The organism is Enterobacter sp. Acro-832, assembly GCF_011752745.1.
Lineage (GTDB): Bacteria > Pseudomonadota > Gammaproteobacteria > Enterobacterales > Enterobacteriaceae > Enterobacter > Enterobacter quasiroggenkampii.
Genome location: NZ_VWWX01000002.1, coordinates 898753 through 923188 on the forward strand (window position 1 = coordinate 898753; position 24436 = coordinate 923188).

At 57.7% G+C, this 24436-nt stretch carries 21 protein-coding genes; 8 read left to right on the forward strand and 13 right to left on the reverse strand.

Features of this window, described 5'->3' with window-relative positions; all coding sequences use genetic code 11:
• Nucleotide 1: 1 nt before the first annotated feature.
• The gene (locus F3J31_RS10790; protein ID WP_032651092.1) at nucleotides 2–1036 is read right to left on the reverse strand and encodes an AI-2E family transporter; all 1035 of its coding nucleotides are present in this window, start codon (nucleotides 1034–1036) and stop codon (nucleotides 2–4) included.
• A 421-nt stretch (nucleotides 1037–1457) separates the two neighbouring features.
• Here F3J31_RS10790 and mdtJ point away from each other — a divergent pair, with 421 nt between their 5' ends.
• The 3 genes from mdtJ to F3J31_RS10805 all read left to right on the forward strand — a co-directional run bounded on the left by mdtJ (nucleotide 1458) and on the right by F3J31_RS10805 (nucleotide 4383).
• Nucleotides 1458–1820, forward strand: coding sequence for a multidrug/spermidine efflux SMR transporter subunit MdtJ (gene mdtJ / locus F3J31_RS10795; protein ID WP_008502463.1), 363 nt, complete (start codon nucleotides 1458–1460; stop codon nucleotides 1818–1820).
• Nucleotides 1807–2136, forward strand: coding sequence for a multidrug/spermidine efflux SMR transporter subunit MdtI (gene mdtI / locus F3J31_RS10800; protein WP_045910373.1), 330 nt, complete (start codon nucleotides 1807–1809; stop codon nucleotides 2134–2136). The genes mdtJ and mdtI overlap by 14 nt, the downstream gene beginning before the upstream one ends.
• An 84-nt stretch (nucleotides 2137–2220) precedes the next feature.
• Nucleotides 2221–4383 (forward strand): bifunctional diguanylate cyclase/phosphodiesterase, encoded by a 2163-nt coding sequence (locus F3J31_RS10805; protein WP_167213008.1) that lies wholly within the window; start codon nucleotides 2221–2223, stop codon nucleotides 4381–4383.
• A 1-nt stretch (nucleotide 4384) separates the two neighbouring features.
• Here the strand turns inward: F3J31_RS10805 and F3J31_RS10810 are convergent, their stop codons facing one another.
• The 8 genes from F3J31_RS10810 to puuD form a co-directional block, all read right to left on the reverse strand.
• Nucleotides 4385–5206 carry a serine protease gene (locus F3J31_RS10810; protein ID WP_045910375.1) on the reverse strand — a complete coding sequence of 274 codons (822 nt, stop codon included), beginning with the start codon at nucleotides 5204–5206 and terminating at the stop codon, nucleotides 4385–4387.
• A 279-nt stretch (nucleotides 5207–5485) separates the two neighbouring features.
• Nucleotides 5486–5956 carry an acid resistance repetitive basic protein Asr gene (gene asr, locus F3J31_RS10815; RefSeq protein ID WP_045910376.1) on the reverse strand — a complete coding sequence of 157 codons (471 nt, stop codon included), beginning with the start codon at nucleotides 5954–5956 and terminating at the stop codon, nucleotides 5486–5488.
• A 229-nt stretch (nucleotides 5957–6185) separates the two neighbouring features.
• Complete coding sequence (locus F3J31_RS10820; RefSeq protein WP_063621494.1) at nucleotides 6186–7673, reverse strand: carboxypeptidase M32; 1488 nt, start codon at nucleotides 7671–7673, stop codon at nucleotides 6186–6188.
• A gap of 150 nt (nucleotides 7674–7823) precedes the next feature.
• On the reverse strand, nucleotides 7824–9095 hold the full coding sequence (puuE, locus tag F3J31_RS10825; RefSeq protein WP_167213011.1) for a 4-aminobutyrate transaminase: 1272 nt from the start codon (nucleotides 9093–9095) through the stop codon (nucleotides 7824–7826).
• 26 nt (nucleotides 9096–9121) lie between these two features.
• The gene (locus F3J31_RS10830; RefSeq protein WP_048030690.1) at nucleotides 9122–10402 is read right to left on the reverse strand and encodes an FAD-binding oxidoreductase; all 1281 of its coding nucleotides are present in this window, start codon (nucleotides 10400–10402) and stop codon (nucleotides 9122–9124) included.
• Nucleotides 10399–11892, reverse strand: coding sequence for an aldehyde dehydrogenase PuuC (gene puuC, locus F3J31_RS10835; RefSeq protein ID WP_167213013.1), 1494 nt, complete (start codon nucleotides 11890–11892; stop codon nucleotides 10399–10401). The genes F3J31_RS10830 and puuC overlap by 4 nt, the downstream gene beginning before the upstream one ends.
• Before the next feature lie 157 nt (nucleotides 11893–12049).
• Nucleotides 12050–12607: an HTH-type transcriptional regulator PuuR gene (gene puuR, locus F3J31_RS10840; RefSeq protein ID WP_008502454.1), complete on the reverse strand. Its 558-nt coding sequence runs from the start codon at nucleotides 12605–12607 to the stop codon at nucleotides 12050–12052.
• A gap of 25 nt (nucleotides 12608–12632) precedes the next feature.
• Nucleotides 12633–13397 carry a gamma-glutamyl-gamma-aminobutyrate hydrolase gene (gene puuD, locus F3J31_RS10845; RefSeq protein ID WP_167213016.1) on the reverse strand — a complete coding sequence of 255 codons (765 nt, stop codon included), beginning with the start codon at nucleotides 13395–13397 and terminating at the stop codon, nucleotides 12633–12635.
• Nucleotides 13398–13610: 213 nt separating this feature from the next.
• Between puuD and F3J31_RS10850 the strand changes: the two genes are divergently transcribed.
• Both F3J31_RS10850 and F3J31_RS10855 read left to right on the forward strand, forming a co-directional pair.
• Nucleotides 13611–15029 carry a glutamine synthetase family protein gene (locus tag F3J31_RS10850; RefSeq protein ID WP_008502452.1) on the forward strand — a complete coding sequence of 473 codons (1419 nt, stop codon included), beginning with the start codon at nucleotides 13611–13613 and terminating at the stop codon, nucleotides 15027–15029.
• Between the two features lie 356 nt (nucleotides 15030–15385).
• On the forward strand, nucleotides 15386–16777 hold the full coding sequence (locus tag F3J31_RS10855) for an APC family permease (RefSeq protein ID WP_008502450.1): 1392 nt from the start codon (nucleotides 15386–15388) through the stop codon (nucleotides 16775–16777).
• 64 nt (nucleotides 16778–16841) lie between these two features.
• Here the strand turns inward: F3J31_RS10855 and F3J31_RS10860 are convergent, their stop codons facing one another.
• Nucleotides 16842–18095, reverse strand: coding sequence for an MFS transporter (locus F3J31_RS10860; RefSeq protein WP_048030688.1), 1254 nt, complete (start codon nucleotides 18093–18095; stop codon nucleotides 16842–16844).
• A gap of 121 nt (nucleotides 18096–18216) precedes the next feature.
• Between F3J31_RS10860 and F3J31_RS10865 the strand changes: the two genes are divergently transcribed.
• From F3J31_RS10865 to bioD, 3 genes are all read left to right on the forward strand, one after another.
• Nucleotides 18217–19149, forward strand: a complete 933-nt coding sequence (locus F3J31_RS10865) for a LysR family transcriptional regulator (protein WP_045910383.1) — start codon at nucleotides 18217–18219, stop codon at nucleotides 19147–19149.
• 94 nt (nucleotides 19150–19243) lie between these two features.
• Nucleotides 19244–20464: a sugar metabolism global transcriptional regulator Mlc gene (mlc, locus tag F3J31_RS10870; RefSeq protein WP_045910384.1), complete on the forward strand. Its 1221-nt coding sequence runs from the start codon at nucleotides 19244–19246 to the stop codon at nucleotides 20462–20464.
• Nucleotides 20465–20594: 130 nt separating this feature from the next.
• Nucleotides 20595–21290 carry a dethiobiotin synthase gene (gene bioD, locus F3J31_RS10875; RefSeq protein WP_045910385.1) on the forward strand — a complete coding sequence of 232 codons (696 nt, stop codon included), beginning with the start codon at nucleotides 20595–20597 and terminating at the stop codon, nucleotides 21288–21290.
• Here bioD and clcB read toward each other — a convergent pair.
• The 3 genes from clcB to osmW form a co-directional block, all read right to left on the reverse strand.
• Nucleotides 21225–22535, reverse strand: a complete 1311-nt coding sequence (gene clcB, locus F3J31_RS10880) for a voltage-gated ClC-type chloride channel ClcB (protein ID WP_167213019.1) — start codon at nucleotides 22533–22535, stop codon at nucleotides 21225–21227. The genes bioD and clcB overlap by 66 nt on opposite strands.
• Before the next feature lie 102 nt (nucleotides 22536–22637).
• A complete protein-coding gene (gene osmV, locus F3J31_RS10885) occupies nucleotides 22638–23786 on the reverse strand; it encodes an osmoprotectant ABC transporter ATP-binding protein OsmV (RefSeq protein ID WP_061715364.1) in 1149 nt (382 codons plus the stop codon).
• Nucleotides 23786–24433, reverse strand: a complete 648-nt coding sequence (gene osmW, locus F3J31_RS10890) for an osmoprotectant ABC transporter permease OsmW (RefSeq protein ID WP_014169860.1) — start codon at nucleotides 24431–24433, stop codon at nucleotides 23786–23788. The genes osmV and osmW overlap by 1 nt, the downstream gene beginning before the upstream one ends.
• Nucleotides 24434–24436 lie beyond the last annotated feature (3 nt).

The following is a 24436-nucleotide window of genomic DNA, read 5'->3' on the forward strand; positions in this document are numbered from 1 at the left end:
GCTAGTGATGGCTCATATCGCTCAGCAGCACGGCGATACTTTGCCCGCCCGCCGTCTGCTCCAGACCAATCTTGACGATGATGGTGAGCGGAACGGAGAGCAGCATCCCGACGGGCCCGAGCAGCCAGCCCCAGAATATCAGGGACAAAAAGACCACCAGCGTGGACAGCCCCAGGCCCCGGCCCATCATGCGGGGTTCCAGTATGTTACCGAACACCAGATTGATGACCAGGTATCCGGCCAGCAGGATCAGCGCGTCATAAAGCCCGCTGAAAACCAGCACCTGAAGAATAGGGGGGATCGCCGCCAGCACGGAGCCGATGTTGGGGATGTAGTTAAGCGCAAACGCCAGTAACCCCCAGACGAACGCAAAGCGGACGTCCAGCGCCAGAAGCATCACCCAGACGACAACGCCCGTCACCAGGCTAATGGCTGTTTTCAGCACCAGATAGCGGGAGACGCTGTCCAGCGCGCGTTGAATCGCCCCCATTCCTTCGACCGGACGGACCATTATCTGCTGCAGCTTTGCAGGAAGCTGCGGCACCTCCAGCAGCATAAACACCACCGTTAAAAACAGCAGGAAAATGGAGGTCATGGCATTGGAAAGCTGAGCCAGCAGGCTGGTGACGATCGTCATCGCCGCATTGGGGTCGATATATTTCAGCAGTTCTTCAACCGAGACTTCGATACCCGCGCGTTGCAGCCAGGGCTCCAGCTGCAGCAGCGGTATTGCCAGCGAAGAGCGGTATTTCGGCAGCGTTCGCGCCAGTTCATTGAGCGAGGTTCCCAGATAAGCCACCAGCAGTACCATCGCCACAATAATGATGCTGATCAGCAGCGTGATGGCCAGCACGCGCGGGATGCGTAGCCGCGTCATGCGCTGAACCAGCGGGTTGAGGATCACCGCAATAAACAGGGCCAGAATAAAGGGCACAATAATGTCGGCGGCAAAGCGCACGCCTGTCAATATGATCACCAGCATGCCCAGCATGATGACAATTTTTAACCCGTTCAGGGTAATGATGGGTTTAGCCATGGTGACTCCGAAATTTTCTTTATATTTATAATAAAGGTGAAAGGCATTGCAATAAACTAACCAAAATCAAACGGAGTGGGTAAAGAAATGCAAAGACTTTGAGTAAAATCCTGGCTTATGGTACAAATTCGGTGTGTTTAACTACCGAGGACAATTTTCATCCGCAAAGACGAGAAGCAACAACGCGGATAATTGTAATTTTATGGACAATATGTTCAGGACGTACTCTTCAAACAATACTGCTGTATACTCCACCTCTTTCTGCCTGCTTTCTGGTGAGCAACACTGGCGCACCGCACTATAGTCATTTCTTCTGCCTGAGCTGGCGCTAAGCGCTTAGCTGACTGATTTCAATTCGTATTTTTGGGTTTGCTGCACGCAGCGGGCCACGATGGATTATATTCTCAAGCAGGAGAAAAACATGTTTTACTGGATTTTATTAGCCCTGGCTATTATCGCTGAAATTACCGGCACGCTGTCGATGAAGTGGGCTAGCGTCAGCGATGGCAACACCGGTTTTATTTTGATGCTGGTGATGATTTCGCTTTCGTATATTTTCCTCTCGTTTGCGGTGAAAAAAATTGCGCTGGGCGTCGCGTATGCCCTGTGGGAAGGGATCGGTATTTTGTTGATTACGCTGTTCAGCGTGCTGATATTTGACGAAACATTAACAACAATGAAGGTCGCCGGGTTAACGACGCTGGTCGCGGGTATTGTGCTGATTAAATCAGGTACCCGTAAGCCGTCTAAAGTGCAGAAGGAGCAGAACCATGCAACAGTTTGAGTGGGTTCATGCGGCCTGGCTGGGGTTCGCCATCGTGCTGGAAATTCTGGCGAACGTTCTGCTGAAATTCTCCGATGGTTTTCGTCGTAAATTCTACGGCCTGATGTCGATTGCCGCGGTTCTGGGGGCGTTCAGCGCGCTGTCCCAGGCGGTAAAAGGGATCGATCTTTCGGTCGCCTATGCGTTGTGGGGCGGTTTTGGTATCGCCGCGACGCTGGCTGCAGGCTGGGTGCTTTTCGGTCAGCGTTTAAATAACAAGGGCTGGATGGGACTCATCTTGCTGCTGGCAGGTATGATTATGATAAAACTTGCCTGACGTTCATAAAGCCATCCTTTACAGGCAGCGAAATTCGCTGCCTGTATTACGCTTAGAAAAGCAAAACCTTAAAGAGGATGGCTGATGTATCGCACATTAAGCTGGCGCAATATTCCCACCGCGAGAACGTTGTTTGCCATGGTCTTTATGGCAGGCATCGGCTTAATCATCTCCGTCGTCGCACTCCTCTATCTTTCCCTGCATCTTATCAGCACCAAAACCAATGAAATTGATGAACACCGCACGGCGCTTTCCGTGCAGGGGGCCATTCAGACATCGGTTAACCGCGTCTCCTCGTTGGTGCTGGATAACGCCGTCTGGGACGATGCGGTGCGGGAGGTCTACCGTCCCACGCTCGATACCGATTGGCTGTATAACACCTGGGGCGCCGGCTTTAAAATCAACAACCTCTATGATGGCACCTTCGTGCTTGATGAGCATTTCAATGTCATCTGGGGATCGTTTCAAAGTCAGCCTTTTCAGGAGACGAATCTCGATTTTTTCGGTAAGGGGCTGAAAGCCCTGATTGCTCAGCACGCGCGCGCCTTATCAAGCGACAAAAATATCTATGCCGGGATCAGCAAAACGCGAAGCGGCGTCGCCTTTGTGGGCATTGGGCTGATTCGCCCGATGGTCGGAAGATTACAGGTGACCGACGAAACGCGCCGCTATCTGGTGATCACCCGTCATCTGAACGCCAGAATCTTAGCCGACCTGGGGGCGACCTTTCAGATCGATAACCTGCACTTTACGCCGGAAAAAATTAACGAAATGAGTATGCCGCTGCGCAGTTCGGCAGGGGAGCTGCTGGGCTATCTTAACTGGCAGGCACGGCTTCCGGGGGCGCAGGCCGCCCGGGCGGCATCCTCTGATATCACGCAGATTGTTGTGCTGGCATCGGCCCTGATCCTGCTCTTTATTCTGGTGAGCAGCGTGGGGCTGTACAAGCTTGCGCGAGGAGAAAGCCAGGCGCGTCTGGTGGCGAGAACGGACTGGCTAAGCCATCTGCCGAACCGACGAGCGCTCATCGAAGCGCTGGATCGGGTGAGTCTACGCGGAGATATCGACGTCAAAAGCGTGGTGTTTATCGATTTGGATGGTTTTAAAGACGTGAATGACATCTACGGCCACAGCGTGGGAGACGATCTCATCGTGGCGATTGCGAAAACGCTGAGTGAACGCGTGCCGCCGGGGGGAATGCTGGCGCGTATGGGCGGGGATGAGTTTGCCATGACCATCGGCGGTGATGAGGCAGAAACACAGGCCACCGCCTTTGCCGTTTCGGTGCTGGATTTTCTCACCACCCCGATTCAGCTGGGGGAACGCACGATCCATATCGGGGCCAGTATCGGTATCGCCAGCGGAACCCTGATTGAATGCACCAGCTCCGAGCTGTTTCGCCGCGCCGATATTGCCATGTACCATGCCAAAATGAGCGGGAAAGGGCGTATCACCCACTACGACGCCGAGCTGAACAGCGCCCGGGAGCGCAAGCTGGCGATTGAAAATCAGATCCGTAACGGTCTGGAGCGCGATGAGTTTGAGGTCTGGTATCAGCCGATTATTGACGCCCGCAGCCAGAAAATGAGCAGCGTCGAAGCGCTGGTCCGCTGGCCACGTCGCCCGGACGGGCCGCTGGGCCCGGATACCTTCATCGCCATTGCGGAGACCAGCGGTCTGATTTACAAGCTGGGCCAGTTTGTGTTGCAGCGCGCCTGTCAGGATCTCCAGCCGTACGGTGACTTAACGCTTTCCGTTAACATTTCTCCCGCGCAATTCCGCGATCCCGCCTTCGAAGACAAAGTGGCCAGCGTGCTGGAGACCACTCATTTCCCTGCTAACCGACTGCAACTGGAGGTCACGGAGTCCTATGTGCTGGAAAACCCGGAGCGCGCCCGCATGGCGATAGCCAATCTTAAAGCGCTGGGCACCGCGGTGGCGCTGGATGACTTTGGCACCGGCTATTCCAGCATTGGCTATTTGCGGCGTTTTAACTTCGACACGATCAAGATTGATAAATCGCTGGCCGGGCTGGTGGACAACGATGAACAGGCGGCCGCGCTGGTAAGCGGCACGGTGCGGATCGCCAACGCGCTGGGGATGGCGGTGGTCGCCGAAGGGGTCGAGACCGAAAGACAAATGAAACTGCTGCGGCTGGCTGGCTGCGATCAACTGCAGGGTTTTTGGTTCAGCCAGCCGATGCCGATTGAGTCAATCAGGGCATTACATCAGGTCAGACGATGCTGATTTACTGCTGCGCCAGCGCTTCCAGTTTGTCGCGAAAACCGGTCACGGACAAGGCCCGGTTATCTGCGCGCCAGCGATCTTTCGCCGCCGGTGCAGAGCTCTGCACACCGATCAACTGCCAGCCGTTATCTGTTTTCAGCATCAGCGGTGAGCCACTGTCACCCGGCAACGTATCGCACTGGTGCGAGAGTACGCTGGTTTGCGCCCAGCCCGTCACAATACAGTCGGAGTGCGTGTAAAGCGTATCCAGATGGTCGACAGGATAGCCGGACTGCGTCACCTTCCGGTCGGCGGCTTTCAGCGCGGCGGTGAGTGCGTCTTTGTCGCCGTCAAATAACGGCAGCGGCGTAATGCCGGAAGGGGGGTAGCGTAAAACGATGAGGCCAAAGTCCCATGAGGCGGCCGCCGGTGGCACGATCCAGCCGTCACCATCCGGTTTCAGGCGTTTGCCGAGAGACGGATCGACCCGGCCTTCAATGCCGTGAATTTCATAGCGCCAGGTACCTTTTTGCGACACAAACCGCAAGGCAACCGCTTTATCCGGCTTGCCGTTTGGCGGCGTTAACAGACAGTGGCCTGCCGTCAGGGCAAGCTGTGGGGTAATCAGCGTCGCAGTACATAAGTTACCGCTGGCGGTTTCCAGTTGACCTATAGCATCCCAGGGCGCCTGGGTGGGATCGGCGACGCGCGTGCGATCGTCATGACCGAAAAAAAGCGTCTTTAGCTCTTTCGCGCTAATGGTGTCATCACCGCCATCATCCGCATGTGAGAATCCAGAAAAAAGACCAAACGTTCCCAGTAACAACACAACAGATTTACGCATATCACACTCTGGTGGGGGTAATTATGATTATTAAAAGTGAACCCTATGAAAATACTATAGACGGGACAGCGCTAAAGTGGGAGTAAAATCAGCGTGCTACAATCAGGAAAGATAAAAGTGGCTGGCGATGAGCGCGCATAAAATAAGCAGGATCAGAATCAGCTCAAACCGATAGCGTCGCAGCATACGCCCTCCGGATAAAAAAAACGGCGCGGAACCTGTTCCGGTTCGGCGCCGGTTTACCAACGTGCCCCGAACGGCACGGTTTAGCTTGTACTCTTACGCAGCTGGCTGTGCAGCTGGTTTAGCAGCTTCGTGTTTTACTGCTTTTTTGTGATGCTTTTTAGCAGCCTGAGCTTTCTGTTCTACAGCCGGTTTAGCGGCTTTTTTGTGGTGGTGTTTTTTAGCCGCCTGCGCTTTCTGCTCTACAGCGGGTTTAGCGGCTTTTTTGTGGTGGTGCTTTTTAGCGGCCTGCGCTTTCTGCTCTACAGCCGGTTTAGCGGCTTTTTTGTGGTGCTTTTTGGCAGCCTGCGCTTTCTGCTCGGTTGGTGCTGCGGTTGCAGGTGCAGCGGCTTCTTTTTTCGCTGCAGCTTTGTGGTGTTTCTTATGATGAACCGCTTTTGCTGGGGCAGCGGTGGTGGTTGCAGCAGGTGCGGCAGCCGGTGCAGCAGTTGCGGTAGTGTCAGCAGCAAATGCAGCAGAAGACAGACCCATAGCAGCGGCAACAACCAGAGCTAATACTTTATTCATTCTCATACCCTCGAATTTGGTTTTTCATTTAACCCCACTGCGGGGCCGTTGAAATAACTATATCCCTGTAAACTCGGGGTTTCCGTGAGTGATTGGTATCGGCGTGTAACCATATGTACATTGCCGGGGGGCTAACACAGACGGCCCACTCTCCATTGAGGGAGAGGGCTGGGGTGAGGGGGAACATACGGCTCTTTTACCTGAGATCCCTCACCCCCGGCCAAACAGATTACAAATAGCGGGAGGTCAGATGTTCGCGGAAGTAACGGATGTTCAGATCCTCGCCCGTCGCCTGGGTGATTAACTGCGACGTACTGAAGCGACTGCCGTGCTGCCAGATGTTCTGACGCAGCCAGTCAAAGAGTGCGGAAAAATCGCCCTCAGCGATGGAGGCCTGCAGACCCGGAAGCGCCGTTTTCGCGGCGTGGAACAACTGTGCGGCATACATGGCCCCCAGCGTATACGACGGGAAGTAGCCAAAACCGCCGTCGGTCCAGTGAATATCCTGCATACAGCCGTTGCGGTAGTTGTCTTTGGTGGATAACCCGAGCCAGGCCTGCATTTTCTCGTCCCACAGGGCAGGGATATCGTCCACTTCGATCTCGCCGTTGATCAGCGACCGCTCAATCTCATAGCGCAGCACCACGTGCGCCGGGTAGCTCACTTCGTCCGCATCGACGCGGATATAGCCCGGCTTCACGCGCTGGTTCCAGGCGATAAAGTTCTCTTCGCTGAACGCCGCCTGGCTGCCAAAGCGGGCATGCACCGCAGGGAGAAGATGCTTGAGGAAGGCTTCACTGCGTCCCAGCTGCATCTCAAAGAACAGGCTCTGGGATTCGTGGATCGCGGTTGAGCGGGCCAGCGCAATCGGCTGTCCTGCCCATGCGCGCGGCAGGTTTTGTTCGTAGCGCGCGTGTCCGGTTTCGTGGATCACGCCAAACAGCGCGCTGAGCAGTTCATCCTCGTCATAGCGCGTGGTGATGCGCACGTCCTCCGGTACGCCGCCGCAGAACGGGTGCGCGCTTACGTCGAGGCGACCGCCGTTAAAATCGAAGCCGAGCATCTTCATGGCTTCCAGGCCCAGTTCACGCTGTGTTGCCGTCGGGAAAGGCCCCTGAGGAGGAACAAACGATCGCTGAGCCTGTTTTTCCACGACGTTTGCCAGCAGGTCCGGCAGCCAGGACTTCATGTCGCCGAATAGCACGTCCAGACGGGCGCTGGTCATGTCGGGTTCAAAAATATCCAGCAGCGCATCGTACGGCGTACAGCCTTTGGCTTCCGCCCGCAGGCGCGCCTCTTCACGGCTGAGTTTGACCACCTCTTTCAGGTTGGCGGAAAAACCCTGCCAGTCGTTGGCGGGACGCTGTGTGCGCCAGGCGTGTTCACACCTGCTGCCCGCCAGGGATTTGGCTTCCACCAGCGTTTCCGGCAGCAGCGAGGCCTGCTGATAGTGGCGCGTCATTTCCCGCAGGTTGGCCTGTTCGACGTCATTCAGATCTTCCCCTGCCGCCGCCGCTAACAGGTCGCCGACTTTTTTATCGGTCAGAAGCTGGTGCTGCAGGACGCTCATCTCCGCCAGCGCCTCACCGCGCGCGGCGCTGCCGCCGGGCGGCATCATGGTGAACATGTCCCAGCTGGCGATGGAGGAGAGGTGCGAGAAGCGGGAGAGACGCTGGAAGGTTTTCACAAGTGACTGATAGGCTGATGTTTTTTCCAATTCTTATTTCCTCATGCCGGGGATGTGTTTCACGGAGCATACAATGAAACGGACCAAATTCCCCAACATTTCCCACGCGAAGGAAATCTGTACAGACCTCCTCCGTAGAAACCGTCCCCGGCATTCCGGGAGACGGTTTTCGGTGGGCACTCAGGACTTATCGCGCATAACCTGTTGCAGGATCGCCAGTGCCTGGTTGAACTGGGTATCCGGAATGGTCAGCGGATAAAGGAAGCGGATCACGTTGCCGTACTGGCCGCAGATCAATAACAGCAGGCCCTGAGCGAGCGCCTTTTGCTGGATCGCCTGCGCGATGGCGGCTGAAGGTTCACGGCTCTCAGGGTCAAAAAACTCCGCCGCAATCATCGATCCTCTTCCCCTTATCGCCACGAGCGCAGGGAAGGTGCCCTGAATCTCCTCCAGCGTGGATTTCAGCCGATCGCCCAGCTGACGGGCGCGCGCGCACAGCGACTCGTTGTCGATAATCTTCAGCACCGCATGCGCGGCGGCCACCGCAAGCGGGTTGCCGGCATAGGTTCCCCCCAGGCCGCCGGGAGCCGGCGCGTCCATGATGTCGGCGCGGCCCACCACGCCGGACAGCGGCATTCCGCCTGCCAGGCTTTTAGCCATCGTCATCAGGTCGGGTTTGTCCGCGTAGTGTTCCATGGCAAACAGCTTACCCGTACGGGCGAAGCCGCTCTGCACTTCGTCGGCAATCATCACGATCCCGTGCTCATCACAGATGCGGCGGATGGCGGCCACCAGCTCTGGCGGGGCGACGTTGAATCCGCCTTCACCCTGAATGGGTTCAAAAATAATCGCCGCCACCTGTTTCGCCTCAATATCTGCTTCGAACAAGCGTTCTATCGCCGTGATGGCATCCTGCGTCGTGATGCCGTGCAGCTCGGAGGGATACGGCACGTGATAAACCGACCCCGGGAAGGGACCAAATCCGAGCTTGTAAGGCGCGACCTTGCCGGTTAACGCCATGGTCATATAGGTTCGGCCGTGAAAACCTCCCCCGAAGGCTATCACACCCGGTCTGCCGGTGTGGGCCCGGGCGATTTTAATGGCATTTTCCACCGCCTCCGCGCCCGTTGTGAAGAACGCCGTTTTGGCCGGGCTCTGCACCGGGGCCAGCTCGTTAAGTTTTTCGGCCAATGAAACGTAGCTTTCATACGGCACAATCTGGTAGGCCGTGTGGGTGAACTGGTGAAGCTGTTTTTCCACCGCGGCCACCAGTTCAGGATGACGATGGCCGGTATTCAGTACCGCGATCCCGGCGGCGAAATCAATATAGTCGTTGCCTTCCACGTCGGTAAGCGTGGCATTCTCCGCCGTGCGGGCAAAGAAATCACACATTACGCCTACGCCGCGCGGGGTGGCAGAAAGTCTGCGCTGATGAAATTCCTGGTTACTCATATCAGATACCCTTTTGTCGAAAACGATCATACGCCAAGACGATCGCGCAGGCTGTAATACGCCGCGCCCATCGCCGTGAATGGAATCCGCAGGCTGCGACCGCCCGGGAAGGGGTAGTGCGGGAGGTTGGCAAACGCATCAAAGCGCTCAGCGTCACCGCGCAACAGTTCCGAGATCAGCCGTCCGGCCAGGTGAGTGCAGGTCACGCCGTGGCCGCTGTAGCCCTGCATGTAATAGATGTTTTTATCCAGACGACCAAACTGCGGCATACGCGACAGGGTCAGCAGGAAGTTGCCCGTCCAGCGGTAGTCGATTTTGACGCCTGCCAGCTGAGGGAAGGTTTTGAGCAGCTTTGGCATCACCAGGCGCTCGACATCGTCCGGATCGCGCGCGCCATAGACGACGCCACCACCGTACAGCAGGCGGTTGTCGGCGGTGAGACGGTAGTAATCCAGCAGGTAGTTACAATCTTCCACGCAGTAGTTATTGGGGATCAGCGTGCGGACGACCTCTTCCGGCAGCGGGGCGGTGGTCACCACCTGGGTGCCGCAGGGCATGCTGCGTTTTGCCAGTTCCGGTTCGATCTTATCGCCCAGATAGGCATTCCCGGCGACGATCACGTAGCGGGCCGTCACCTGGCCATGCTGCGTGCTCACCACGGCCGGGCTGGTGTGCTGAATGGCGGTCACCGGGGACTGTTCATATACCCGCCCGCCGTTCAGGCGAATGGCGTCTGCTTCGCCGATCGCCAGGTTCAGCGGGTGAATATGCCCCCCGCTGCGGTCCAGCAGCGCGCCGGTATAGCGTTCGCTGTCGACCTCCCGGCGGATGGCGCTGGCGTCCAGCAACTCCAGCTGCGTGTTGCCGTAGCGTTCCCAGTTGGCTTTTTGCTCCTCCAGCGTCTCCAGCTGCTTGTGGTTTAGCGCCACAAACAGCCCGCCAGGACGATAGTCGCACTGGATCTGATAGCGCTGGATGCGCTCCCGGATGATTTCCCCGCCTTCAAACATCATGCTCCCGAGCATTCTGGCGGCATCGGGCCCGTAGTTTTTCTCGATCACGTCGATATCGCGGCTGTAGGAGTTAACCAGCTGGCCGCCGTTGCGTCCGCTGGCGCCGAAGCCGATGCGTGCCCCTTCAAGGAGCACCACGTCATAGCCCATTTCGGCGAGATGCAGCGCGGAGGAGAGGCCGGTATAGCCGCCGCCCACCACGCACACGTCACAGCTGATCGACTCGTTAAGCGTCGGGAAAGGTTCGTAAGCGTTCGCGCTGGCCGCGTAGTAGCTGGTGGTATGTTCGGTCATGATTGAGGCTCCAGGGCAATCCAGATGGTTTTCAGTTCGGTAAATTTTTCCAGCGCGTGCAGGGACTTATCGCGACCGTTGCCGCTCTGCTTATAGCCGCCAAAGGGAACGGTCATATCACCGTCGTTATAGTTATTGACGAAGACCGAGCCGGCCTTCAGGCGGCGGCTCATGCGGTGTGCCCGGGAGAGATCGCGGGTCCATACCGCCGCGCCAAGCCCGTATTCGCTGTCGTTGGCCTGCGTTAAGGCGTCCTCTTCGGTTTTAAATCGGGTGACGACCAGCACCGGGCCGAAAATCTCTTCCCGGCACAGCGGGGAGGCGGGGTCGAGGTCGACAAAAATGGTTGGACCGACTGCGGAAGGCCATGATTGTTCCCGCCCGTCCAGCAGCAGCGAGCCTTTCCGGGTTCCCTCGCGAATAAACGTGTGGACGGTATCGGCGTGCGCAGCGTCGATGAGCATGCCCATCGTGCTGTCAGGATCGAGCGGATCGCCCGGCTGCCAGTGACGGGCCTGCGCTTTCAGCTTTGTCAGGAATTCATCGGCGATGCTCTCTTCGAGCAGCAGGCGGGTACCGGCGATACAGACTTGCCCCTGGTTGTAAAAAATCCCGGCGGCGGTCGCGCTCACGGCCTTGTCCAGGTCCGGACAGTCGGCAAAGATAATATTGGCGCTTTTGCCCCCTGCCTCCAGCCAGACGCGCTTCATGTTGCTTTCTCCCGCGTCCTTCAACAGCTGCTTGCCGGTACGGGTAGAGCCGGTAAACGTCAGCACCTCGACCTCCGGATGACGTGCCAGCGCCTGGCCCGCTTCGTGGCCGTAACCGCTTATCACATTCAGCACGCCGTCCGGCAGGCCCGCCTCTTTCGCCAGCCCGGCCAGGCGCAGGGCGGTGAGCGGTGATTTCTCCGACGGTTTTAATACCACGCTATTGCCCGCGATCAGCGCCGGGCCCAGCTTCCAGCAGGCCAGCAGCAGCGGGAAGTTCCAGGGGACGATGGCCGCAACAACCCCGATGGGCTCGCGCACGATCATCGCCAGCTCGCCCGGACCCGTAGGCGCCACTTCGCCGTAGACTTTATCCGCCGCTTCGGCGTACCAGCGAATGGCGCGCGCCGCGCCGGGAATATCATCGCGCAGGCTGTGGCGGATGGGTTTACCGGTGTCCAGCGTTTCCAGCAAGGCCAGCTCTTCGCTATGGCGTTCCATCAAATCAGCGAGCGTATTTAGCACGGCCTTGCGCCGCGCCGGAGACGCCTGCGACCAGTCACCGCGCTCAAATACCTCACGCGCGGCCTGAACCGCGCGGTCCACGTCCGCCTGCTTGCCCCGGGCGACGTTTGCCAGCGTCTTTTGGGTCGCGGGATTGACGGTTGCAAACGTGGTGTTATCGGCGGCGTCACAATAGACGCCGTTAATAAATAACCGGGTCTCAATGGCGCTGTTTTTTGCTTTATCCTGCCAGTAAGTCAGGTGCTGAAAATGCATATTCACTCCTTTCTTTCGCAATCAGATAAATAAAGGCATGGCCGTTTCAGGCAATACGAAGCCGTGGGGCATCCCGGGAATTAACCCGTTAAATGCCGACAGCGATCGTTTTTATATTTCCCGGCGTAAGCGCGCTTACGCCGGGACTGAGTGGTAATTAGAATGTGGTGGGGGTGTGGGCACTGATAATGCGGCAGATGCCTGCCGAGGTGTTGCTGAAGCTGTGCGGTATGCCGGTATTGATGGCATAGCTCTGCCCCGCAACCAGGTGATATTGCTGTCCATTAATGGTCAACAATATTTCACCTTCCAGTATCGTACCGATCTCCTCACCCTGGTGTTTGATCCTCTCTCCGGTCGTGGTTCCAGGCTGGTAAGTTTCAAAAATCATCGCCAGCGTACGGTTCGGATTTCCGTTATGAACCAGCTTCATCGAAACCCCCTGACTGCCTATTTCGATAAGGTCTTCCTGATTAATAACCACCTGCGGCTCATCAGGTTTTTCCGGTTCCGAAAAGAATTCCGAGAGCGACAGCCCATAAACTTTCAGCAGCTTCTGTAGCGTACTGATGGCAGGACTGACTTTATCCTGCTCAATGGTGCTGATGGCACTGTGTGTTAACCCAGACAGTTCGGCGGCACGCCGCTGCGAGAGACCCAGCTGTTGGCGGATCTCAGACAGACGTTTCCCTGGCGCCAGTCCGTCATCGCTCATAGTTGCATTTCCTTTACGGTAGTGGTCAAAGCCGCTGCTTCTCAGCAATGTGGCTTTGACAGGCGGTGATAAAACCTTCAAACAACATACGTGACAGGGCGTACTCGCTGCTGTTCCATTCGGGGTGCCATTGCACACCGAGGGCAAAAGGGTGGTCATGAACGCTGACCGCCTCGACCAGCCCATCCGTCGAGCGGGCCTCCACGCGAAGCCGTGGTCCTAACGTCCGTGCACCTTGCCCGTGTAACGAGTTTACCCAAAATGTGTTACAGCCTGGTATTAATTGAGACAGCAGTCCTCCCTCCTGAACCTGAACTTCATGAGACGGGGCGTATTGTAGCTCAACCGGCAGTTCAGGATCTTCCCGGTGCTCAAGCAGGTCGTTCTGCTCGAACAGGCGGCGATACAGCGTCCCTCCCGTTGCAACAACCAGTTCCTGCAGCCCCCGGCAGATGGCGAAAATGGGGATGCGCCTTTCGAGCGCGGCGGCAATCAGCGCCATACTCAGAAGATCTCGCCCGGGATCGGCGTTAGGCTCATCGCCGTTTTCACCATAAAGGTGCGGCTGCACATTACTTGGGCTGCCCGGCAGGTAAATCCCGTCGAGGGTTGGGAGCAGAGCGGTAAGGAGCTCTGGCTCTGCCAGCGCATGCGGTAAGGCAATCGGTAAGCCTCCCGCGTTAATAATGGCATTCAGGTACTTTTCTTGCAGGGTCTGGGTCTCATGACCCTTAAGCCTGTTTCTACACATCACCACGCCAATAACTGGCTTGCTCATTATATTTTCCATGATCGCCCTCACAAAGTGGACTAAATTTAGGCCATTATCGCCTGCAAAACGGCCTTTTCGTTCAATATTTTCTCAATCTAGCAACGGGATCTGCCTTTTGCAAACTTAATTTAACATTTGACAAACAATTTATTTGCATACAGATTCGATAGGGTGGACATTATATTTGACAGTCCAGAGCAGCGAACGCAAATCCAAAAACGGTGGTAAATCATGGAAACCAATATCGTAGAAGTTGAGAACTTTGTGCAGCACACGGATGAGAGGCGGGGCAGCGCCTTTACGCAGGAAGTGAAGCGCTATTTAGAAAAGTATCCTGACACCCAGTTTATTGATGTCCTCCTGACCGACCTGAACGGCTGTTTTCGCGGCAAACGCATCCCGGTTGCCGGACTGAGCAAGCTTGAAAAAGGCTGCTATTTCCCGGCATCGGTTTTCGCCATGGACATTTTAGGTAACGTCGTGGAAGAGGCGGGCCTGGGGCAGGAGCTCGGCGAGCCGGACTGCATCTGCGTGCCGGTACCGGGCACCCTGACACCGTCCGCCGCCGACCCGGAATACATTGGTCAGGTGCAACTCACCATGGTCGATGAAGATGGCGCTCCCTTTGACGTTGAGCCGCGGAACGTACTCAACCGACTCTGGCAGCAGTTGCGCCAGCGCGGTCTGTTCCCCGTGGTAGCGGTAGAGCTGGAGTTCTATTTACTTGACCGTAAACGCGATGCCGACGGCTATCTGCAGCCACCCTGCGCGCCGGGCACCGACGTGCGTAACACGCAGAGTCAGGTCTACTCGGTTGATAATTTGAACCACTTTGCTGATGTGCTGAACGACATTGACGAACTGGCGCAGCTGCAGCTCATCCCCGCTGACGGGGCCGTGGCTGAGGCTTCCCCGGGCCAGTTTGAGATTAACCTGCACCATACGGAAAACGTGCTCGATGCTTGCGACGATGCGCTTGCGCTAAAACGTCTTGTCAGGCAGATGGCGGAAAAACATAAGATGCACGCCACGTTTATGGCAAAGCCGTATGAAGAGCATGCGGGCAGCGGGATGCATATCCACATCAGCATGCAAAACAACCGAGGCGAAAACGTGCTCGCAGACGCCAACGGCGAGGATTCCGCACTGCTGAAACGCGCGCTGGCCGGGATGATCGATCTGATGCCTGCGTCCATGGCGCTGCTGGCACCGAACGTCAACTCCTATCGCCGTTTCCAGCCGGGAATGTACGTGCCGACGCAGGCCTCATGGGGACACAATAATCGCACCGTTGCCCTGCGTATCCCCTGCGGCGATCGCCATAACCATCGGGTCGAGTACCGGGTGGCGGGCGCTGACGCGAATCCGTATCTGGTGATGGCGGCGATTTTTGCCGGTATTTTACATGGGCTGGATAACGATTTACCCCTGCAGGAAGAAGTGGAAGGCAATGGTCTGGAGCAGGACGGACTGCCATTCCCGATTCGTCAGAGCGATGCGCTGTGGGAATTTATGCAAAACGATAGCCTTCGCGAGCGGCTGGGCGAACGTTTCTGCCACGTCTATCACGCCTGCAAAAATGATGAATTACTGCAGTTTGAACGCCTGATTACCGAAACTGAAATTGAGTGGATGCTCAAAAACGCCTGATGACGTGCCCCGGTAAGGGGCCGCTTTGTTTCATCTCATACGTATCACCAAACGGCCTGCGCGGAGCCTGGCCTAACTGTTTGCTGGCACGCCAGCTATCTCCCGGGAGTCGCGTTATGGAGCGCAGGCGGCACAGGGATTTTCTCAACGACACTGTGTGACGAGGTAGGAAATGATGCAGATGTTCAACTATCCGCAGGGCGAAGGGGGCCAGTCAGGCGCCTGCTGTGAGTGCGAGCCAGAGACGGTGCGCTGGTACGATCGCGTGTGTTCTTTACAACTTCCCCCTTTGCTAAGCAGGTTTGCGTTAAGGACAGCGCGATTGCAAACCACGGTAAGCATGGGGGGGACGGTTTATGGCGACTAACACCTCTCTTGACTCGCCGCGCATGGCCGGAAGAACCCGGCTGCGCAGTTCCCTCAAGCTCTGGCAGGTGGTCATGATGGGGCTGGCTTACCTCACTCCTATGACCGTGTTTGATACCTTCGGCATTGTGTCCGGTATCAGCAACGGCCACGTGCCCGCCTCGTATCTCCTGGCGCTGGCTGGCGTCATGTTTACCGCCATTAGCTACGGCAAACTGGTACGGCAGTTCCCGGAAGCGGGCTCCGCATACACCTACACGCAGAAATCGATCGGCCCCCACTTAGGCTTTATGGTCGGCTGGTCATCGCTGCTGGACTATCTCTTCCTGCCGATGATTAATGTGCTGCTGGCGAAGATCTACCTTTCCGCGTTGTTCCCTGAAGTTCCGCCGTGGGTCTGGGTAGTGGGGTTTGTGACGATCCTGACGCTGGCGAACCTCAAGAGCGTGAATCTGGTCGCCAACTTCAACACCCTGTTTGTGCTGGTGCAGATCGCCATCATGGTGGTGTTTGTCATCCTCGTGGTGCACGGACTGCATAAGGGGGAGGGCGTCGGCACCGTCTGGTCGCTCCAGCCGTTTATCAGCGAGAACGCTCACCTGATCCCGATTATTACCGGCGCGACTATCGTCTGCTTCTCTTTCCTCGGCTTTGACGCGGTCACCACGCTGTCGGAAGAGACGCCAAACGCGGCGCGGGTGATCCCCAAAGCCATTTTCCTCACCGCTTTGTATGGCGGGCTGATATTCATTGTTGCCTCGTTTTTCATGCAGCTCTTTTTCCCGACGATCGCCCGCTTCAAGAACCCGGACGCCGCGCTGCCGGAAATCGCGCTGTACGTGGGCGGCAAGCTCTTCCAGTCGGTGTTTCTGTGTACCACGTTTGTGAATACGCTCGCTTCAGGACTGGCCTCGCACGCCAGCGTCTCGCGCTTACTGTATGTGATGGGACGTGACAACGTCTTTCCGGAGCGGGTGTTTGGCTACGTGCATCCGAAATGGCGTACGCCGGCCCTGAACGTCATTATGGTTGGGATAGTGGCGCTGTCGGCCCTGTACTTTGATCTCGTGACCGCGACGGCGCTGATCAACTTTGGCGCGCTGGTGGCGTTTACGTTTGTTAATCTCTCGGTGTACAACCATTTCTGGCGGCGTAAGGGGCTGAACAAAACGTGGAAAGATCGGTTCCACTATCTCCTGCTGCCGCTCATTGGTGCCGTCACGGTCGGCGTGCTGTGGATAAACCTCGAAGCGACGTCCCTGACGCTTGGCCTCATCTGGGCGGCACTGGGGATCCTTTACCTGACATGGCTCACGCGCCGTTTCCGCAAACCGCCTCCGCAGTTTGAAGCCGGTAAGATAGAACAGGCCTGGGATTCCTGAACGAAAAACGGCACCAGTACGCTGGTGCCGTTTTTCGGGAAACGGACATCCGCCCGCAAGCCTATTATTTCAGACGTTTATGAAGACTTGCGCCCACCAGCAGTGCGGCACAGAGCATCAGCGCGATAAACCCGCCCACGCCGTTCCAGCCGTAGTTATGCCAGAACACGCCGCCGAGCGTCCCGGCGATGCTGGACCCCAGGTAATAGCTAAACAGATAAAGAGACGATGCCTGACCTTTGGCGCGACGCGCGCGCGGGCCAATCCAGCTGCTGGCGACCGAGTGGGCCGCGAAGAACCCCGCAGAAAAGAGCAGCATGCCGGCAAAAATCAGCCACAGGGAGGAGAAGAGCGTCAGCAGCAGGCCGACCAGCATCACCGCCGTGAAGAACAGCATGACCGGGCCGCGGCCATAGCGTGCGGTCATCGCCCCGGCCTTCGGTGAACTCCACGTTCCGGTCAAATAAGCCACCGAGAGTAAACCGACAATAGCCTGGTTCAGATGCCACGGTGAGAGCATCAGGCGATAGCCAATATAGTTAAACAGCGTGACGAAAGCGCCCATCAGCAGGAAGCCGGTCAGGAACAGGCGCGGCAGCCCCTTGTCGCGCCAGTGCAGACGGAAGTTGATAAACAGCGTTTTCGGGCGCAGCGATGTCGGGCGGAAATGACGCGATTCCGGCAGAATTTTCCAGAACATCAGGGCGGATGCCAGCGCGAAACAGCCGATGACCGCCAGCGCAATCCGCCAGCTAAAGAAGTCCGTGAATACCCCGCTCAGCAGACGTCCGCTCATCCCGCCAATCGAGTTCCCGCTGATGTAAAGCCCCATAGAGAAGGCGACAAAGCTCGGGTGGATCTCCTCGCTGAGATAGGTCATTCCGACCGCCGCCACGCCGCTGAGCGAGAGCCCGATCAGCGCGCGCATCACCAGAATCCCGTGCCAGCTGGTCATCATGGTTGAAAGTAACGTACAGACCGAAGCCAGCATCAGCGCGGTTACCATCACCGGTTTACGCCCAATGGCGTCGGAAAGAGGGCCGGTAAAGAGCAGGCCAATCGCCAGCATCCCGGTAGAAATGGAGAGTGAAACGCTGCTGCTGGCAGGCGATACGCCAAACTCATGGGAGAGCACGGGCAGGATCGGCTGGACGCAATAGAGCAGGGCGAAGGTGGCCAGACCGGCGGAGAAGAGCGCCAGCGTGACGCGCATAAATTGGGGGGTACCACGTTTAATGAACTGAACCGGCTGCGATGTTGCTGGTAAATCATTGATATCGCTTGCCGGATCGATATCAATGGTAGTTGTACGACTCACACAGTTTCCTTGCTTAAACATCCCCGTGATTTCTGGTGACGGGTATGACCACCTCTTCAGGGTAGGAAAATGTAAATATTCTGTCTAATATATTAATAATCTCAAATGATACTTTAGAAATATGAATATCGAGCTGCGTCATCTTCGCTACTTTGTCGCCGTCGCCGAAGAGCTGCATTTTGGCCGCGCGGCGGCACGGCTGAATATCTCTCAACCCCCGTTAAGCCAGCAGATTCAGATCCTGGAGCAGCAGGTCGGCGCGCGCCTGCTGGCCCGCACCAACCGCAGCGTGAGCCTGACGGCGGCGGGCAAGCAATTTCTCATCGACAGCCGACAAATTCTGAGCATGGTTGAGGACGCCGCCGCTCGGGCAGAACGGCTCTATCTCGGGGAGGCCGGAGAGCTGCGCATCGGGTTTACCTCGTCCGCGCCGTTTATCAGCGCCGTCTCGGAAACGCTGTCGTCATTCCGCCGCCATTTCCCGGATGTTCATATTCAGACGCGCGAGATCAATACCCGCGAGCAGATTGCGCCGCTAAATGAAGGTTCGCTGGATTTGGGGCTGATGCGTAATACCCAGCTGCCGGACTCGCTGGCGTGGGAGGTGATCCTGCGCGAGCCGCTGATGGCCATGATCCCACACGATCACCCGCTGGCGTCGCGTCCGACGGTGTCGCTGGCAGAGCTGGCAAAAGAGCCGTTTGTCTTTTTTGATCCGCAGGTCGGAACGGGTCTGTATGACGATATCCTGGGGCTGATGCGCCGCTACGATCTTGCCCCGGTCATTACCCAGGAAGTCGGGGAGGCAATGACCATTATCGGGCTGGTCGCCGCCGGGCTGGGTGTCTCGATTCTTCCGGCCTCCTTTAAACGGGTACAATTGCGCGAAATGCGCTGGGTGACCATCGCCGAAGAGGATGCCGTTTCAGAGATGTGGCTGGTCTGGGCAAAACATCGCGAACAGAGCCATGCCGCACAGCGCTTCAAACAGCAGTTGATGAACGCCTCCGCCGGGGGGCATTTTCAGGGAAAAGTGGGCAAAAATGTGCAGTAAATCACATGGCTAAGTAAATATTTGACGGCAGCCATGCAAGTGCTTCACCATAGCCAACAGTTTATTTCGAAGCTCGAAAATAAGGGAGTACGAGGTGGTCGCTGATAGTCAGCCAGGGCACATTGATCAGATTAAGCAGACCAACGCTGGCGCGGTATATCGCCTGATCGATCAGCTTGGTCCGGTTTCGCGTATCGATCTTTCGCGCCTGGCACAGCTGGCACCCGCCAGTATCACCAAGATTGTCCGCGAGATGCTGGAAGCGCACCTGGTTCAGGAAACGGAAATTCAGGAGCCGGGCAGCCGTGGCCGTCCGGCAGTCGGGCTGGTGGTGGAAACGGAAGCCTGGCACTACCTGTCGCTGCGCATCAGCCGCGGCGAGATCTTCCTTGCGCTGCGCGATCTGAGCAGCAAGCTGGTGGTAGAGGACCGTCTTGAACTGCCGCTCAACGCCGAGGAATCGCTCCTCGAGGCGATTGTCTCGCACATCGATCGCTTCTTTATCCGCCATCAGCAGCGGCTTGAACGCTTAACGGCGATTGCCATCACCATGCCGGGCATTATTGATACCGAAAATGGTATTGTCCACCGCATGCCGTTTTATGACGATGTCAAAGAGATGCCGCTGGGAGAGGTGCTGAAAAATCATACCGGCGTGCCGGTCTACATTCAGCATGACATCAGCGCCTGGACGATGGCGGAGGCGCTCTTCGGCGCGTCCCGCGGCGCGCGGGATGTGATTCAGGTGGTTATCGATCATAACGTCGGCGCGGGGGTGATCACCGACGGTCGTCTTCTCCACGCCGGAAGCAGCAGCCTGGTGGAAATTGGCCATACCCAGGTCGACCCGTATGGCAAGCGCTGCTACTGCGGCAACCACGGCTGTCTGGAGACCATTGCCAGCGTGGAAAGCGTGCTGGAGCTGGCGCAGGTCAGGCTCAGTCAGTCCATGAGCTCCTCGCTGCACGGACAACCCTTAACGGTGGATTCTCTCTGCGCCGCCGCGCGTCAGGGCGATCTGCTGGCGAAGGACATTATTACCGGGGTGGGGAATAACGTTGGCCGCATTCTGGCAATTATGGTGAACCTCTTCAACCCGCAAAAAATCCTCATTGGCTCACCGCTCAGCCAGGCGGCGGAGATCCTCTTCCCGGCGATTACGGCCTGTATTCAGCAGCAGTCGCTTCCCGCCTACAGCCGGAACATTGCGGTAGAAAGCACTCAGTTTTCCAATCAGGGCACGATGGCCGGCGCGGCGCTGGTCAAAGATGCCATGTATAACGGCTCGCTGTTGATCCGCCTGTTACAGGGTTAACTCTTTTCCGCAGATGTAAGAAAAATTGCGCTATCTCAAGCCGGGTAGCGCACGCATCCCGTAGACTTCCTCCACTGAATTATTTACCTGGTTTATATTTTCGAAGCATACCCAAGAGGTGGAGTGAGTCATGCTTAAGCGTTTCTTTGTTACTGGTACTGATACCTCTGTCGGCAAGACCGTCGTATCCCGCGCATTGCTGCAGGCGCTGGCAGCAAGCGGTAAACGCGTGGCAGGGTACAAACCGGTCGCAAAAGGGAGTAAAGAGACGCCAGAGGGATTGCGTAATAAAGACGCCCTGGTGCTGCAAAGCGTCTCGTCACTGGAGTTGCCTTATCATGCGGTCAATCCCATCGCGTTAAGCGAAGAGGAGAGCAGCGTGGCGCACAGCGGCCTGATTAACTATCCCCTGTTGTCCGACGGCCTGGCGAATCTGAGCGAGAAGGTGGATCACGTGGTGGTCGAAGGGACGGGCGGCTGGCGCAGCCTGATGAACGACCTGCGCCCGCTGTCGGAATGGGTGGTGCAGGAACAGCTTCCGGTGGTGATGGTGGTGGGGATCCAGGAAGGGTGCATCAACCACGCGCTGCTGACGGCGCAGGCGATTGCCAATGACGGCCTGCCGCTGATGGGCTGGGTGGCCAACCGCATCAACCCGGGCCTCGCGCACTATGCAGAGATCATCGACGTGCTGAGCGCTAAACTGCCCGGACCGCTGGTGGGTGAGCTGCCTTATCTGCCTCGCGCCGAGCAGCGCGAGTTAGCGCAGTACATCGATCTCTCTGCCCTCGGTGGCGTGTTGACCGTAGACCGAGTCGTGGCGTAACGTCCGCGACAGCACGGACGCCAGCACGCAGGCGACCAGCAAACCGGGCAGTAAAAAATACTGTCCGGTCATTTCACAGACCATCAGCGCCGACATAATGGGCGCGTGCGTGGTCGCGGCGAGTAGTGTCGCCATCCCTGCCAGCCCCAGCAAAATTGCCGTCTCAGAACCCGGCAGCCACAGCGCGAAAAGCTGCGCGAACAGCATACCCGTTGCCATACCGACAAACAGCGTCGGCGTGAACACCCCGCCCGGCGCGCCCGACCCGCTGCTCGCCAGTACCGCCAGCAGTTTACAGATAAAGACGCCCGCAATGACCGACAGCAGCGGCGGCGCGAGCAGAAAAGCCTGCACCACGCTGTAGCCGTTCCCCCACACCTTCGGCGTCAGAAGAGACAGCAGCCCGACGATCGCACCGCCGAGCGCCAGCTGCCACGGCGGCGAAAGTTTGAGGCGCAGGAAAAGACCGTGGCTGAACGCCATCAGCCACATCAGCAGCGGCCCGCAGAGACCCGCCACCAGCCCCATCGCGACCAGCAGGGCATAATCGGCCGCGGTGAGGATGCCGCTCAGGTGGACCGCGTAGAGCGTGCCGGCACCCGGTGCCAGAAGCTGCGTGGTGAGAAGCGCCACCACCGCCGCGATAACCACGGGCCCGAGCGAGGCCAGCATCAGGGTGCCAAACAGAATCTCCGCAATGAAAAGGCTTCCGGCTAACGGAGCATGGTAGGCGCTGGCCATCCCGGCCGCGGCGCCGCAGGCGATCCATAACTTCCATTCAGATTTGGGCGTAAAGCGCCGGGCAAAAAAGGAGGCGGCGAGGGCGGCAAGCAGGATCATCGCCCCTTCACGCCCGATGGCGCTTCCGCTGGCCACGACCAGCAGTGAGGCAAGGGATTTCACCAGGCTGGCGCCGTAATCAAACTGGCCGTCGCCGGTCTCCAGCGCTTCCATATAATCGGTAGGGGCATGAGGCCGCTGGGCGGTCACACGTTGCCATCCCCAGAGCAACAGTCCGGCAGCCAGCCCGCCCAGCGCGGGCGTCAGCGCGCGCCGCCAGGGCGAGAGCGAGGCGGCGGCATTCACCAGGCTGCCGCTGTCGTTGCTGAGAAGCAGCCACTCCAGCAGGTACATGCTGTGGCGGAACACCGCAACGGCCAGCGCGGACAGCACGCCGGTGACGGTGGCAATCAGCAGTCGGCGAAACATCGCGCGGATGTCGGGGTATGTATGAAGACGTTGCATGGGTCGCGAGTAAACGGGAAAGATACAATATTGTGGCGGCAAATCGCGGGGTTAGCAAAAGGTATGCGTGCGAAAAAGCCGGGCGATGCCCGGCCAGAAAGGTTAGCTGTCGCTATGAATATTCAGCGCCCGACGCGTACGTCCTGAACTGAGATACTCGGCAATATAGTCCTGAGAAATCTCACCGTTGTAGCGCCCGTCCTCATCCACGATCGGCATCCAGCTGGTGTTGCTCTCATACAGGCGTGACAGGACCACACGCAGGTTGTCTTCCGCTTTGCCGGTCATGCGGAACGGATGCAGGATGTCGGCGCAGGTTCCGCTGGCGTTACGCGCTTCGCGACGCTTCACAAAGCCCAGCGGTTTGCCGTGTTCGTCAACTACGGTAATCGCGCGAATATCGTTATCATCCATGGTCGCAAAGGCTTCAGGGAGCGGAGTAGAGCCCCGCACCGTAATGGTCGGTTGCTGGTCGGTGACATCGCCCGCCGAGACCAGCAGCAGGCGCTTCAGCGTGCGGTCCTGACCGACAAACGAGCCGACAAACTCGTTCGCCGGTTTCGCCAGCAGTTCATCCGGGCTGGCGCACTGCACGATTTTCCCCTGACGGAACACCGCAATACGGTCGCCAAGCTTCAGAGCCTCATCGATATCGTGGCTCACCAGCATGACGGTTTTTTTCAGCTTGCGCTGCATCTCCAGGAATTGATTCTGGATCACCTCGCGGTTAATCGGGTCCACCGCGCCGAAGGGTTCATCCATCAGCAGTACCGGAGGATCCGCCGCCAGGGCGCGGATCACGCCGATGCGCTGCTGCTGGCCGCCGGACATCTCACGCGGATAACGATTCAGGAACTTATGCGGATCCAGCGCCACCATATCCATCAGCTCTTCGGCGCGGGTTTTACAGCGCGCTTTATCCCAGCCCAGCATGCGCGGCACGACGGTAATGTTCTCTTCGATGGTCATGTTCGGGAACAGGCCAATCTGCTGGATCACGTAGCCGATGTTGCGGCGCAGGGTGACGGTGTCCATCCCGCTGGTGTCTTCACCGTTAATCAGGATCGTCCCGCTGCTTGGGGTAATGAGGCGGTTGATCATCTTCAGGGTTGTGGTCTTCCCGCAGCCGGAGGGGCCGAGCAGGACGCACATTTCCCCTTCGGGCACGTTCAGGTTGACGTTGTCGACGGCCTTAAAGGTCTGGCCGTGCTTCTGTGAAAATTGTTTGGTGAGGTTTTCCAGTTTTATCATTATCGAATCCCCTTTGGAGTCAGAACCACCTGCAGACGGTGCAGCAGCCAGTCGAGCACAATCGCTAAAAGACAAATCATCAGCGCGCCCGCGATCAACATGCGGATATCACTTCCGCCGATGCCGTTGAGCAGCAGCAGGCCCAGGCCGCCCGCGCCGATCACCGCGGCAATCGCCATCACGCCGATGTTCATCACCACGGCGGTGCGGATCCCGCCGAAAATCACCGGCAGCGCCATCGGGATTTCGACCCAGCGCAGGCGCTGCCAGAAGGTCATGCCGATGCCGCGTCCGGCTTCACGCAGGCCCGGCGGCAGGCTGTCGAGCGCGGTATGGGTGTTACGCACAATTGGCAGCAGCGAGTAGAGAAACACCGCCGTGATCGCGGGCAGGGCGCCAATCCCCTGACCGATCAGCGAAAACAGCGGGATCATCAGGCCAAACAGCGCAATGGACGGAATGGTCAGCACGATGGTGGCAATCCCCAGCACCGGCGTTGCCAGCCACTTGTGGCGAACAATCAGAATACCCAGCGGGACGCCGATGAGAATGGCTAAACCTACAGCCAGCGCCACCAGCCACAGATGCTGCAGCGTCAGGGTTAACAGGTAGTCCCAGTTGTCCAGAATGTAGTGAATCGTCTCCATAGC

Excerpts from the sequence above, each read along its gene's own strand:
- F3J31_RS10790 (WP_032651092.1), bottom strand. The coding sequence starts at position 1,036 with ATGGCTAAACCCATCATTACCCTGAACGGGTTAAAAATTGTCATCATG.
- mdtJ (WP_008502463.1), top strand. The coding sequence starts at position 1,458 with ATGTTTTACTGGATTTTATTAGCCCTGGCTATTATCGCTGAAATTACC.
- mdtI (WP_045910373.1), top strand. The coding sequence starts at position 1,807 with ATGCAACAGTTTGAGTGGGTTCATGCGGCCTGGCTGGGGTTCGCCATC.
- F3J31_RS10805 (WP_167213008.1), top strand. The coding sequence starts at position 2,221 with ATGTATCGCACATTAAGCTGGCGCAATATTCCCACCGCGAGAACGTTG.
- F3J31_RS10810 (WP_045910375.1), bottom strand. The coding sequence starts at position 5,206 with ATGCGTAAATCTGTTGTGTTGTTACTGGGAACGTTTGGTCTTTTTTCT.
- asr (WP_045910376.1), bottom strand. The coding sequence starts at position 5,956 with ATGAATAAAGTATTAGCTCTGGTTGTTGCCGCTGCTATGGGTCTGTCT.
- puuE (WP_167213011.1), bottom strand. The coding sequence starts at position 9,095 with ATGAGTAACCAGGAATTTCATCAGCGCAGACTTTCTGCCACCCCGCGC.
- F3J31_RS10830 (WP_048030690.1), bottom strand. The coding sequence starts at position 10,402 with ATGACCGAACATACCACCAGCTACTACGCGGCCAGCGCGAACGCTTAC.
- puuC (WP_167213013.1), bottom strand. The coding sequence starts at position 11,892 with ATGCATTTTCAGCACCTGACTTACTGGCAGGATAAAGCAAAAAACAGC.
- puuR (WP_008502454.1), bottom strand. The coding sequence starts at position 12,607 with ATGAGCGATGACGGACTGGCGCCAGGGAAACGTCTGTCTGAGATCCGC.
- puuD (WP_167213016.1), bottom strand. The coding sequence starts at position 13,397 with ATGGAAAATATAATGAGCAAGCCAGTTATTGGCGTGGTGATGTGTAGA.
- F3J31_RS10850 (WP_008502452.1), top strand. The coding sequence starts at position 13,611 with ATGGAAACCAATATCGTAGAAGTTGAGAACTTTGTGCAGCACACGGAT.
- F3J31_RS10855 (WP_008502450.1), top strand. The coding sequence starts at position 15,386 with ATGGCGACTAACACCTCTCTTGACTCGCCGCGCATGGCCGGAAGAACC.
- F3J31_RS10865 (WP_045910383.1), top strand. The coding sequence starts at position 18,217 with ATGAATATCGAGCTGCGTCATCTTCGCTACTTTGTCGCCGTCGCCGAA.
- bioD (WP_045910385.1), top strand. The coding sequence starts at position 20,595 with ATGCTTAAGCGTTTCTTTGTTACTGGTACTGATACCTCTGTCGGCAAG.
- clcB (WP_167213019.1), bottom strand. The coding sequence starts at position 22,535 with ATGCAACGTCTTCATACATACCCCGACATCCGCGCGATGTTTCGCCGA.
- osmV (WP_061715364.1), bottom strand. The coding sequence starts at position 23,786 with ATGATAAAACTGGAAAACCTCACCAAACAATTTTCACAGAAGCACGGC.
- osmW (WP_014169860.1), bottom strand. The coding sequence starts at position 24,433 with ATGGAGACGATTCACTACATTCTGGACAACTGGGACTACCTGTTAACC.